This window comes from Microbacterium sp. T2.11-28 (assembly GCF_950097975.1).
Taxonomy (GTDB): Bacteria; Actinomycetota; Actinomycetes; order Actinomycetales; family Microbacteriaceae; genus Microbacterium.
In genome coordinates this window covers 684703-697089 of record NZ_CATNHF010000001.1, presented here as the reverse complement: position 1 = coordinate 697089, position 12387 = coordinate 684703, and the positions used below count along the sequence as shown (strand labels likewise).

Here is a 12387-nt window from a genome sequence, read left to right as displayed (position 1 = left end):
CGAAATTCCGTGCATAATGGCCTCAATCGGTGTGACCGTGCACATCGAGAACTCGGAGATGCCATGAGCGACGACGCCGGCGGACGCAGGCCCAGCATCCGCGATGTCGCGCGTCTGGCGGGGGTCTCCCACCAGACGGTGTCCCGCGTCCTCAACGATCATCCGAGCATCCGCCCCGAGACGCGCGACCGGGTCCTCGCGGTCATGGCGGAGATCTCGTACAGCCCCAACCGCGCGGCGCGGGCGCTCGTCACCAGCCGCTCGCGCACGATCGGCATCCTGGCCGCCTCGGCCACGCAGTACGGTCCCGCCTCGTCGATCGCGGCGATCGAAGCGGCGGCGCGGGCGCGCGGCTACTGGGTGTCCACGGCCAACATCGACGCCGCCGACGCCCAGGCGATCCCCGACGGGCTGTCGCACCTCATGGCGCAGTCGATCGAGGGGCTCGTCGTCATCGCGCCGCAGGTCCGGGTGATCCGGGCGCTGTCCGCGCAGCCGCTGGACATCCCGTACGTGACGCTGCAGTCGACGGACCTCGACCCCGACCACACCCTCAGCGTCGACCAGATCGCCGGTGCCCGCCTGGCCACGCGCCACCTCATCGAGCTCGGCCACCGCTCGATCTACCACCTGGCCGGGCCGCAGGACTGGATCGAGGCCGAGGCGCGCATGCGCGGATTCCTCGAGGAGATGAGCGCGTGGGACATCCCGACCACCGCACCGATCCTCGGCGACTGGACGGCGGAGTTCGGCTACTACGCGGGCCGCGAGCTGCTCCGCTTCCGCGACTTCACCGCGATCTTCTCGTCGAACGACCAGATGGCGCTCGGGCTCCTGCACGCGATCCGGGACGAGGGACTGGAGTGCCCGCGCGACATCAGCATCGTCGGCTTCGACGACATCCCCGAGTCGTCGCACTTCTGGCCGCCGCTGACGACGGTGCGCCAGGACTTCGCCGAGCTCGGCCGGCGCTGCGTCGACCTGCTGCTCGGGGGAGGCGGCGAGCGCGGGGTCCACGCCATCATCCCGGAGCTCCTGGTGCGCTCGTCGACGGGTCGCGCACCGCTTCTGTGACGGCCGTTACGAAGCCGAGACATCGGCGGAGTTGACACGCACGTCGGGGTCATGGCTATAGTGTCGCAATGTGAACGGTCACATGAACCGTCACATCATCCACGCGATTCAGCGCGGGACAAGGGAGTCTGCACAGTGGTGTCAACGAGGGACGCTGACCGGTACGTCAACGGCGTCAAGACCGAGGTGGCGATCGCCCGTGTGCGTGCCGAGGTGGCCGCACTGCACGCCGAGCTCGTCCGCTACGGCCTGGTGGTCTGGACCGGCGGCAACGTCTCGGGCCGCGTGCCCGGCGCGGACCTGTTCGTCATCAAGCCCTCCGGCGTCTCGTACGACGATCTCGCACCCGAGAACATGATCCTCTGCGACCTCGACGGCAACGTCATCCCCGGCACTCCCGGCAGCGAGCGGGCGCCCTCCAGCGACACCGCGGCGCACGCCTACGTCTACCGGAACATGCCCGAGGTGGGCGGAGTCGTGCACACGCACTCGACCTACGCGGTGGCATGGGCGGCGCGCGGCGAGGAGATCCCCTGCGTCATCACCGCGATGGCCGACGAGTTCGGCGGACCCATCCCCGTCGGCCCGTTCGCGATCATCGGCGACGATTCGATCGGCCGCGGGATCGTGGAGACCCTCACCGGCCACCGCAGCCGCGCCGTGCTCATGCAGAACCACGGGCCGTTCACCATCGGGGCGACCGCGAAGGACGCCGTGAAGGCCGCGGTCATGCTCGAGGACGTGGCCCGCACGGTGCACGTGGCCCGGCAGGGCGGCGAGCTGATCCCGATCCCGCAGGAGTCCATCGACGCCCTGTACCACCGCTACCAGAACGTGTACGGACAGACCACCGACGACCGCCGGTAGCCGCGAGGGGCGTTCCCCGATGCGACAAAGCGGTCACAACTGAACACCAAGAACACCAAGAACCCATGACAGAGATGTCCAGGGGAAAGGAACCACAGTGAAGATCAAGAAGATCATGCTGGCCACGGTCGCCGCGGGCGCGCTCCTGCTCACCTCGTGCGCCGGCAACACGACGCCGGGCAGCACCGACGGCGGCGAGGGCAGCGGCGACGGCGGCCTGATCGGCGTCGCGATGCCGACCAAGAGCTCCGAGCGCTGGATCCAGGACGGCGACGCCGTCAAGGCGGCCCTCGAGGGCCAGGGCTACACCGTCGACCTGCAGTACGCCGAGGACGACATCCCCACGCAGGTGTCCCAGATCGAGAACATGATCACCAAGGGTGCCGAGGCGCTCATCGTGGCCTCGATCGACGGCACGACGCTCTCCGAGGTGCTGCAGACGGCCGCCGACAGCGAGATCCCGGTCATCGCCTACGACCGCCTCATCAAGGGCACCGAGAACGTCGACTACTACGCGACCTTCGACAACTTCCTCGTCGGACAGCAGCAGGCGTGGACCGTCCTCAACGGGCTGGGCCTCACCGAGCTCGACGGCACGGCCAAGGCCGACGCCCCCGCGGGTCCGTTCAACATCGAGCTGTTCGCCGGGTCGCTCGACGACAACAACGCGTTCTTCTTCTGGGATGGCGCCATGGACGTGCTGCAGCCCCTCATCGACGACGGCACGCTCGTCGTGAAGTCGGGTCAGACCACGATCGAGCAGGCCGCGACGCTGCGCTGGGACGGCGAGACCGCCCAGAGCCGCATGGAGGACATCCTCACGGCGAACTACTCGGACGGCTCGCAGGTCGACGCGGTGCTGTCGCCCTACGACGGCATCTCGCGCGGCATCATCTCCGCTCTGACCGACGCGGGCTACTCCGTGGGCGACGAGTGGCCGATCATCTCCGGCCAGGACGCCGAGGTCGACTCGGTCAAGGCGATCCTCTCCGGCGAGCAGTACGCGACGATCTTCAAGGACACGCGTGAGCTGGCCAAGGTCGCCGCCGACATGGCGGTCGCCGCGCTGAACGGCGAGGAGCCCGAGGTCAACGACACCGAGACGTACGACAACGACGTCAAGGTCGTCCCCTCGTACCTGCTGGCACCCGTGCAGGTCGTGAAGGACAACGTGGAGTCGGCGCTCGTCGACACCGGATACTGGACGGCGGAGGAGCTCGGGCTCTGAGTCCGATCCGCGTCGCGGCGGTGGCGGGAATCCCTCCCGCCACCGCCGCCATCCGGTAGCCTCCCCCCTAATCCCCACAAGGAAGTCGGAGATCGTGAGCGAAACCATCCTCGAGATGCGTGGCATCACCAAGACGTTCCCGGGCGTGAAAGCCCTGTCGAACGTCAACTTCAGCGTCGAGCGCGGCGAGATCCACGCCATCTGCGGCGAGAACGGCGCAGGCAAGTCGACGCTCATGAAGGTGCTGTCTGGTGTGTACCCCCACGGCAGCTACGACGGCGAGATCCGCTATGCGGACGAGGTCGTCGAGTTCAAGAACCTTCGCGACAGCGAGGCGCGCGGCATCGTCATCATCCATCAGGAGCTGGCGCTCAGCCCGTACCTGTCGATCGCGGAGAACATCTTCCTCAACAACGAGCGCAAGGGCGCCGGCGGTCTCATCGACTGGAACAAGACGAACTACGAGGCGGCCGCGCTCCTCAAGCGCGTCGGCCTCAAGGAGAACCCGACGACCAGCGTCAACCAGATCGGAGTCGGCAAGCAGCAGCTCGTCGAGATCGCGAAGGCGCTGTCGAAGGAGGTCAAGCTCCTCATCCTCGACGAGCCGACCGCCGCGCTCAACGACGAGGACTCCGACCACCTGCTCGACCTGATCCTGAGCCTGCGCGAGCAGGGGATCACGTCGATCATCATCAGCCACAAGCTGAACGAGATCAAGAAGGTCGCCGACACGGTGACGGTCATCCGCGACGGCAAGACGATCGAGACGATCGCCAAGGCCGACGTCACCGAGGACCGGATCATCAAGGACATGGTCGGCCGCGACCTCGAGCACCGCTACCCCGACCACGAGCCGCAGATCGGCGAGGAGCTGCTGCGCGTCGAGGACTGGACGGCCCACCACCCGCAGGACCCGAGCCGCGTGGTCGTCGACAACGTGTCGATCAACGTCCGCGCCGGCGAGATCGTCGGCATCGCCGGCCTCATGGGCGCGGGCCGCACCGAGTTCGCGATGAGCCTGTTCGGCCACAGCTACGGCACCCGCATCTCCGGCAAGGTGTTCCTCCGCGGCCGCGAGATCAAGACCCGCACGGTCGCCGAAGCGATCGAGAACGGCATCGCGTACGCCACCGAGGATCGCAAGACCTACGGCCTGAACCTCATCGAGGACATCAAGCGCAACATCTCGATGGCGTCGCTGAAGAAGCTCGAGAGGGGCGGCCTCGTCGACGACAACGAGGAGTACAAGGTCGCCAACGGCTACCGCCGCAGCATGAACATCAAGGCGCCCAACGTGCTGGTGCCCACGGGGAAGCTCTCGGGCGGGAACCAGCAGAAGGTCGTCCTGTCGAAGTGGATCTACTCCGACCCCGAGGTGCTCATCCTCGACGAGCCCACGCGCGGCATCGACGTCGGGGCCAAGTACGAGATCTACACGATCATCAACAAGCTCGCCGCGGAGGGCAAGGGCGTCATCGTCATCTCGTCGGAGCTGCCCGAGCTCCTCGGCATCTCCGACCGCGTGTACGCGCTCTCGGAGGGGCGGATCACCGGCGAGCTGCCGATCGGCGACGCGACCCCCGAGAACGTCCTCAAGCTCATGACCATGGAGAAGCCCCGCTGAGGGCAGGAGAACCGCACATGTCCAACGACACCCTTTCCCCCGACACCGCCGCCGGCGGGCTGGTCAACCCGCCCGAGAACAAGTTCACCCGGTGGTTCACGACCGTCCTGTCCGATCTCGGCAAGAACGGCATCTTCATCGCCCTCATCGCGGTGGTGGCGCTCTTCGCGATCCTGACCAACGGCATCCTGCTCCGCCCGCAGAACATCTCGAACCTGGTCGTGCAGAACGGCTACATCCTCGTGCTCGCGATCGGCATGGTGATGATCATCATCGCCGGCCACATCGACCTCTCGGTCGGTTCGGTCGCCGCATTCATCGGGGCGGTCTCGGGCGTCTTCGCGGTGCACTGGGGGCTGCCCTGGTGGCTCGCGATCGTGCTGTCGCTGTTCATCGGCGCCCTCGTCGGCGCGTGGCAGGGCTTCTGGGTCGCCTATGTGGGCATCCCGGCGTTCATCGTGACGCTCGCCGGCATGCTCATCTTCCGAGGCCTCGCGCTGGTGGTCCTCGGCAACAAGAACATCGGCTCCTTCCCCACCGAGTACCGGGCACTGGGCAACGGGTTCCTCTCCGGCCTGTTCGGCGAGTCCGACATCGACCTGTTCACGCTCGTCATCGGCGCCGTGGCGATCGTGGCCCTCATCGTGCAGCAGGTGCGCACCCGCTCGGCGCGGCAGAAGTACGAGCAGGACGTCGACCCGTTCCTGTGGTTCGTCGCCAAGCTCGTGCTCGTCGCCGTCGTCATCGGGTGGTTCTCGTGGGCGCTGGCCTCGTACAAGGGCATCCCCGTCACCCTGATCGTGCTGGCCGCGCTGGTGCTCATCTACGGCATCGTGATGAACCGCACCGTGTTCGGCCGTCACATCTACGCGATCGGCGGCAACCGCCACGCGGCGGAGCTGTCGGGCATCAAGACGCGCCGCGTCGACTTCTGGCTCTTCGTCAACATGGGCGTGCTCGCCGCGCTCGCCGGACTGATCTTCACCGCGCGCCTGAACCTCGCCGGACCCAAGGCCGGTGACGGCTTCGAGCTCGAGGCGATCTCGGCGGCCTTCATCGGCGGTGCGGCGGTGCAGGGCGGCGTCGGCACCATCGGCGGCGCCATCATCGGTGGTCTCATCATCGGCGTGCTCAACAACGGCATGTCCATCATGGGCATCGGCATCGAGTGGCAGCAGGCCGTCAAGGGCCTCGTGCTCCTGCTGGCCGTCGCGTTCGACGTCTACAACAAGCGTCGGTCCGGCCACTGATGAACCTGTTCGGACGCGATTCCTCGGGCCGGGACGACTCGTTCCGGCCCGGGGATCCGGCGGACCCGGCCCCGCAGGGGCCGTCGACGGCGCGCATCACGATCTGGATCGTGGTGGGCGCCATCGGCCTGTACATGATCGTCTCGGGCGTCATCGGAGGACTGTCCGCCGGCGCCTGAGCCGTGAGCCGGGCGCCGGCTACGGCAGCAGCACGACCTTGCCGTCGACCCCCGCCTCCACCTGCCGATGCGCGTCGGCGGCGTCGCGGAGCGCGAACGACGGACCGAGCTCGACCGAGAAGGCACCGGCGGCGATCAGCGGCAGCGTCACCGCGATCGCCTCGGCCCGCCATGCCAGCTCGCCGGCGCTGAGCGGCCGCGGGCTTCCGCCCATGAATCCCCGGATCCCGAGCCCGTCGGCGTCCTTGCCCCGCACGAGCGTCGCGATGCGGCTGCGGTCGGAGACCAGCGCCAGCGACGCGGCGAGGGCCTCGTCGGTGCCGGCGATGTCGATCGCGGCCGTCACGCCCTGCGGCGCGGCCGCGCGAATCCGCTCCTCGAGACCCTCGGCGTAGGACAGCGGCGTCGCTCCGAGCGCGCGCACGCGGGCGGCACGGCGATCGCTCGTGGTGGCCAGCACCGTCGCGCCCCACAGGGTGGCGAACTGGATGACGGCCTGACCGACGGCGCCGGATCCGCCGTGGACCAGCAGCGTGTCGCCCGCGCCGACGGCGAGCGAGCGCAGCGTCTGGTAGGCGGTGCCGGCGGGGATGCCCAGGGCCGCGCCCACGGGCGCCGAGACCGCCGGAGGCCGGAGCCAGACCTGGCGGGCGGCCACCACGAGATCGGTCGCGTAGGCGCCGGTGGCGCCGGCCACCACGACGGCGTCGCCCGGGCGGAAGCCCTCGACGTCGGCGCCGACGGAGGTCACGATCCCGGCGGCGTCGCTCCCGACGCGCCGCGGTGCGGTGATCTCGCCCGAGGCGCGGGCACCCGAGCGCAGCTTGTGGTCCAGCGGGTTGACGCCGGCCGCCTCGACGCGGATCGCGAGCTCGCCCGCCCCGGGGTCGCCGACCTCGACGTCGGTGAGTGCGAGGACCTCCGGCCCTCCGAATCGCGTGTAGGTGATCGCCTGAGCCATGTGCTCCACGCTACCCGCCGGGCGTGCCGCGGGGAGACGGCGGGAGACGTCGCGGAGACTACTCCCGACCGGCGAGGGCCTTGGCGATGCGCTGGGGCGAGACGGGTTCGGCGGTCCCCAGCCGCTGGGCGTAGAGGCTCACGCGGAACTCCTCGAGGAGCCACCGGGCGCGGACGAGCGCGGGCGGGGCGTCGGCGGGGAGCGGGATCGTCCCGCCCGCCTCGGAGAAGGCGGCGGCGACGCGCTCGTACTCGGTCATGCGCTGGCGATCGCGGCCGGGGCTGTCGGCCAGTCCCGACACGCGCTCGCCGGCGGCCTCGAGATACCGCGGCAGGTGGGCCAGCCGTGTCAGGCCGATCCGCGAGACGAATCCGGGGAAGACGAGACCGGCGACCTGCGCCTTGACGTCGCCGAGAGCGCCGAGCAGCGTCATCGAGTTCTGCGCCCGCACCGCGCGCTCGACGTCGCGCAGGCGCGTGAGGATGCGCGCGACGAGCGACACCGCCGCGAACAGCTCGTCCACGACGACCGCCGAGAACGCGTCGCGGACGGCGTCGAACTGCGCGCGCGTGCGGACGACCGGAGAGGTGCGCGCGATCACCGCGTCGGCGACCGCCAGCCGGGCGTCCTCGATGAGGGCCTTGGCCGACGGGTACGGCGAGGTGGCCAGGGCGAGCTTCTCCGCGGCCGTCAGGTGTTCGAGGACGTACGCGGAGGGCGACGGCACGGCCAGCAGGAGCAGCCGGCGGACGCCCGCGTGGGTGAGGCGCGCCGCGCGCTCGGCGGTCGCCTCGATGCGGATCGCGACCGCGTCCTTCTCGTCGACCAGCGCCGGATAGCCGCGGACGACACCGCCGGCGACCCGGGTGTCGACGACCTCGGGCAGCGCGTCGAGATCCCACGTCACGAGTCCGGTGCGCTCCGCGATGGTCACCCCGGTGGCGGGGGCCGCGGCACCGGCCACGGCCGCCGGTCCCGGACGAGCGTTCAGCGACCGGGCGACCGCCGTGCGGGCACGGCCGGCCAGACGCTGCTGGAGCTCGCCGAGATCGCGGGACGCGCCCAGTGCGCGTCCGCGCTCGTCGACGGCGCGGAACGACACGGTGAGGTGCGCGGGCACGCGCTCGAGATCGAAGTCGTCCGGCGACACGGGCTGATTGGCGACACGCTGGATCCGGGACGCCAGCGCCGCACGCAGCGTCTGCGCGGGGACGCCGTCGTGGGACTCCGGACCGTCTGCGGCGATCTCCGCGCCGAGCTTCGCGGCCCAGTCCGCGGCGGGAACGACGTGGCGGCGGATCGATTTGGGCAGGGCGCGCAGAAGCGCGGCGATGAGCTCGTCGCGCATGCCCGGCACCTGCCAGTCGAAGCCGTCGGGCGACAGCTGGGCGAGGAGGGCGAGGGGGATGACCACGCTCACCCCGTCATCGGGCGCACCCGGCTCGAAGCGGTACGCGAGCGAGAGCAGCTGGTCGCGCTGGCGCCAGCGGGCGGGGAAGTCCTGCTCGTCCGCGCGGGAGGCGTCGTCGAGCAGATCGGCCTCGCTCATGTCGAGCAGGCGCGGAGTGCGCCCGGACTCGGTGCGCCACCAGGCCTCGAAGGATCGCGCATCGAACACGTCGGCCGGGATGCGCGCCGCGTAGAACGCGTAGACCGCCTCGTCGCCGACGAGGATGTCGCGGCGGCGCTCGCGCTCCTCGAGCTTCTCGAGCCGCCGGCGCAGCTCGAGGTTCCGCCGCTCGAACGCGGTGAGGCGCTTGTCGAGGTGCTGACTGTTCCACTCGCCCTCGACGAGAGCGTGACGCAGGAAGAGCTCGCGGGCGAGCGGCCGGTCGGTGCGGGCCAGCTGCACCCTGCGCCGCGGGATGATCTCCACGCCGAAGAGGGTCACCTTCTCGGCCGCCACCGCCGCTCCGGCGTCCTTCGACCAGTGCGGGTCGCTGAGGGTGCGGTGCGCGAGGTCGCCGGCGAGCTCCTCGGCCCAGGCGGGATCTATGACGGCCACGGTGCGCGCGAACAGCCGCGAGGTCTCCACGAGCTCGGCCGCCACGACCGCGTCGGGCGACGCGCTGCCCCGGCGGGAGCCGTGGAGTCCGGAGCCCGGGAAGATCGAGAACTTCGCCCCTCGGGCTCCCCGGTACTCCGCGAGCGGACGGCGCTTCTTGTCGGCCGGGGACGTCTTCAGCGAGCGTGTGTCGAGGATGCCGATGTGGGACAGCAGACCCGACAGGATCGCGCGGTGCACGGCATCGGGGTCGGCCGCCGCCGTCTCGGCGCCCGGTGCGGCGCTCTGTCCACCGGTCGGCTGCGCGCCGCGGGTGGGCCGCATCAGCGTGCGCAGCTGCCGGTGCACGTCGAACCACTCGCGCACGCGCACGTAGTTCAGGTACTCGCTGCGGCACAGTCGCCGGAAGGCGCTCGAGCCGAGCTCGCGCTGCTGGTCCTGGAGGTGGTTCCACAGGTTGAGCAGTGTGAGGAAGTCGCTGGTGGGGTCCACGAACCGCGCGTGCAGCCGGTCGGCCTCCTCGCGGCGCGCACCGTCGTCTGCCGACGGCCGTTCGCGGACGTCCTGGATCGACAGGCCCGCCACGATCGCCAGCAGATCCCGGGTGACGTGCAGCCGCTCGGCCTCGATGAGCATGCGCGCCAGGCGGGGGTCGATGGGAAGGCGGGCGATCTCGCGGCCGATCCTCGTGAGGCGCCACTGGGGCTGCTCGCCGCGGGCAGGGCGTCCCGCCGGCGCGACCGCGCGCAGCTCGGTCAGCAGCTCGATGGCGGCCTTGACGCCGCGGGAGTCGGGCGGAGTGAGGAACGGGAAGGCGGTGATGTCGCCGAACCCGAGCGCCAGCATCTGCAGGATCACCGACGCCAGCGAGGTGCGGAGGATCTCCGGCTCGGTGTACTCGGGGCGTCCCTCGAAGTCCTCATGCGCGTACAGGCGGATCGCGATGCCGGGCGAGGTGCGTCCCGCCCGCCCGGAGCGCTGCTGGGCGGAGGCCTGCGAGATCGCCTCGATCGGGAGCCGCTGGATCTTGGAGCGGGCGCTGTAGCGCGAGATGCGCGCCGTGCCGGCGTCGACGACGTAGCGGATGCCGGGAACGGTGAGGCTCGTCTCGGCCACGTTCGTGGCCAGGACGATGCGCCGGCGCACCCCGGGCACTGTCGACGGCTCGAAGACGCGGTGCTGCTCGGCCGCCGACAGCCGCCCGAAGAGGGGGAGCACCTCGGTCGGGCGCGCATCGCGGGCGTACATGCCGCGGACGGCATCCGTCGCGTCGCGGATCTCCGCCTCGCCCGGGAGGAAGACCAGCACATCGCCGTCGGGCTCCCGGTCGAGCTCGCGCAGCGCCGCGAGGAGCGCGTCGATGTCGTCGCCGTCGTCCGGCCCCGGCGCGCGCCCGTCGGCCCGCGGCGCGTCCTCGCCCGTGTCGGCGATCCCGGCCGGCGGGCGGTAGCGGATCTCCACGGGGTACGTGCGACCCGAGACCTCGATGACGGGGGCGGGGATGCGCTCCTCGCCGTCACCGGCGCCGGGGCGCGAGAAATGGCGCGCGAAGCTCTCGGGGTCGATCGTCGCGGAGGTGATGACGACCTTGAGATCGGGGCGCTCCGGCAGGATGCGGGTGAGGTAGCCCAGCAGGAAGTCGATGTTGAGCGAGCGCTCGTGGGCCTCGTCGATGATGATCGTGTCGTAGCGGCGCAGGAGCCGGTCGCGATGGATCTCGTTGAGGAGGATGCCGTCGGTGAGCAGTGCGATCTGCGTGTCGGCGGAGACCTGGTCGGTGAAGCGGACCTTGTAGCCGACGAGGCCGCCGAGGGGCACGCTCAGCTCCTGGGCGATGCGCTCGGCGATCGTGCGGGCCGCGAGGCGGCGGGGCTGGGTGTGCGCGATGCTGCGCCGGCCGAGCTCCAGGCAGATCTTCGGCAGCTGCGTGGTCTTTCCCGAGCCGGTCGCGCCGGCGACGATGACGACCTGATGCTCCGCGATCGCCTGCGCGATCTCGTCCCGCGCCGCGCTGACGGGCAGCTCGGGCGGATAGGTGATGACGGGCGCAGGCATGGCCTTCCATCGTAGGCCGCCGAGGGTCAGGACGGCGCGTCGAGGAGGGCGAGGTCCTGGGGCGTGACGAGCCGGGAGAGGACGGCGTGCTCGACCAGTCGCGCGCGCCGGTTGGTCGCGAGCTTGCCGACGCCGCCGCGCAGGCCCGGGACGCCCTCCCGGTCGAGCTTGTCGCAGACGGCGTCGAGCTTGCGGTTGAAGGTCGTGAGCGGCCAGCCGAGACGGGCGGCGGCCTGCGCCGAGGTCGGCAGCTGGCTCTGCCCGACGAGACCGTCGCGCAGCAGCGGCTCGCACAGCGCGATCACCAGCAGCCGCTGGCTGGGGGTCAGCGAGACGCTCCCGATCGTCATGTGGTGCGGGTCGTCGACATCGGCCACGATGGGCGCCGAGTGGAACGCGGCCTGCGCGCAGTGCACCGCGAGCTCGTAGGTGAACGGGCCGGCGGTGAACAGCAGGACGAGCCGCGGGAAGACGAGGGGCACCTTGGCGCCGGGCCCGAGGACGGCCTGGTAGACGCCGTCGCCGGTCGACAGGCTGACCCCGATCGACTGGCCGACGTTGGCGAGCCACCAGAGCCCTCCCTCGTGCGTGAAGGCCAGCAGGCGCCGGTGCAGGTACTGGTTCTCGTCGACCACGAGGTCGCCCTCGCGCCCGATCGTGAACGGCCCGGGACGCTCGGGGGAGAACCACTCGCCGCAGAACTCGATCTGCAGATCGGTCACCTCTGCGGCGACGCCTGCCTCGACGGCACCGCTCACGAGACCACCAGCAGCACGAGGACGACGGCCGCGGCCGCGAGCACCAGGGCGAACGCGGCGACGGCGATCACGAGCGCGAGGCCCGTGCGCGCACGCCGGGGCGCCGCCTCGCGCCGCCGGATCGCGGGCTCGGCCGCCGTGGACCGGGTCACCGGTGCGCTCGACGCGCTGCGGCGGATGCCGTACGCCGCGTCGTCCGCGGTCGTGCCGGGAACGCGCGCGACGCGGCCCGCGGCCGCCGTGGCCACGGGAGCCTCGGGGGCTGCGAGGGCCGCGTCGTCCGCCGCCGGTCGCCGCAGGTCGAGCGACCGGTCGACGGCTCGCGTCGCCTCCTCCACCGGGATCCTGTCCCGTCGGAGTTCGGTCCGTTCGTCGTCGATCATGTC

The 12387-nt window shown here is 70.8% G+C and carries 10 protein-coding genes; 6 read left to right on the top strand and 4 right to left on the bottom strand.

Features of this window, described 5'->3' with window-relative positions; translation table 11 throughout:
• The first annotated feature begins 63 nt into the window (after positions 1 to 63).
• The 6 genes from QQZ13_RS03355 to QQZ13_RS03330 all read left to right on the top strand — a co-directional run bounded on the left by QQZ13_RS03355 (position 64) and on the right by QQZ13_RS03330 (position 6222).
• Complete coding sequence (locus QQZ13_RS03355; RefSeq protein ID WP_284527694.1) at positions 64 to 1074, top strand: LacI family DNA-binding transcriptional regulator; 1011 nt, start codon at positions 64 to 66, stop codon at positions 1072 to 1074.
• A 186-nt stretch (positions 1075 to 1260) separates the two neighbouring features.
• The gene (locus QQZ13_RS03350; protein WP_284528029.1) at positions 1261 to 1941 is read left to right on the top strand and encodes an L-ribulose-5-phosphate 4-epimerase; all 681 of its coding nucleotides are present in this window, start codon (positions 1261 to 1263) and stop codon (positions 1939 to 1941) included.
• Between the two features lie 97 nt (positions 1942 to 2038).
• Positions 2039 to 3169, top strand: a complete 1131-nt coding sequence (chvE, locus tag QQZ13_RS03345) for a multiple monosaccharide ABC transporter substrate-binding protein (RefSeq protein ID WP_284527693.1) — start codon at positions 2039 to 2041, stop codon at positions 3167 to 3169.
• Positions 3170 to 3263: 94 nt separating this feature from the next.
• The gene (mmsA, locus tag QQZ13_RS03340) at positions 3264 to 4793 is read left to right on the top strand and encodes a multiple monosaccharide ABC transporter ATP-binding protein (protein WP_284527692.1); all 1530 of its coding nucleotides are present in this window, start codon (positions 3264 to 3266) and stop codon (positions 4791 to 4793) included.
• Positions 4794 to 4810: 17 nt separating this feature from the next.
• Positions 4811 to 6043 carry a multiple monosaccharide ABC transporter permease gene (gene mmsB, locus QQZ13_RS03335; protein ID WP_284527691.1) on the top strand — a complete coding sequence of 411 codons (1233 nt, stop codon included), beginning with the start codon at positions 4811 to 4813 and terminating at the stop codon, positions 6041 to 6043.
• Complete coding sequence (locus QQZ13_RS03330) at positions 6043 to 6222, top strand: hypothetical protein (RefSeq protein ID WP_284527690.1); 180 nt, start codon at positions 6043 to 6045, stop codon at positions 6220 to 6222. The genes mmsB and QQZ13_RS03330 overlap by 1 nt, the downstream gene beginning before the upstream one ends.
• 19 nt (positions 6223 to 6241) lie before the next feature.
• On the opposite strand, the gene QQZ13_RS03325 is transcribed toward QQZ13_RS03330, so the two are convergent.
• Genes QQZ13_RS03325 through QQZ13_RS03310 form a run of 4 tightly spaced genes read right to left on the bottom strand, consistent with a single transcriptional unit; the run spans position 6242 to position 12384 of the window.
• On the bottom strand, positions 6242 to 7183 hold the full coding sequence (locus QQZ13_RS03325) for an NADP-dependent oxidoreductase (RefSeq protein WP_284527689.1): 942 nt from the start codon (positions 7181 to 7183) through the stop codon (positions 6242 to 6244).
• A gap of 58 nt (positions 7184 to 7241) precedes the next feature.
• Positions 7242 to 11243 carry an ATP-dependent RNA helicase HrpA gene (gene hrpA / locus QQZ13_RS03320; protein ID WP_284527688.1) on the bottom strand — a complete coding sequence of 1334 codons (4002 nt, stop codon included), beginning with the start codon at positions 11241 to 11243 and terminating at the stop codon, positions 7242 to 7244.
• A 26-nt stretch (positions 11244 to 11269) separates the two neighbouring features.
• Complete coding sequence (locus QQZ13_RS03315; protein WP_284527687.1) at positions 11270 to 12001, bottom strand: hypothetical protein; 732 nt, start codon at positions 11999 to 12001, stop codon at positions 11270 to 11272.
• Positions 11998 to 12384 carry a hypothetical protein gene (locus QQZ13_RS03310; protein ID WP_284527686.1) on the bottom strand — a complete coding sequence of 129 codons (387 nt, stop codon included), beginning with the start codon at positions 12382 to 12384 and terminating at the stop codon, positions 11998 to 12000. Before QQZ13_RS03310 ends, QQZ13_RS03315 begins: the two co-directional genes overlap by 4 nt.
• Positions 12385 to 12387 lie beyond the last annotated feature (3 nt).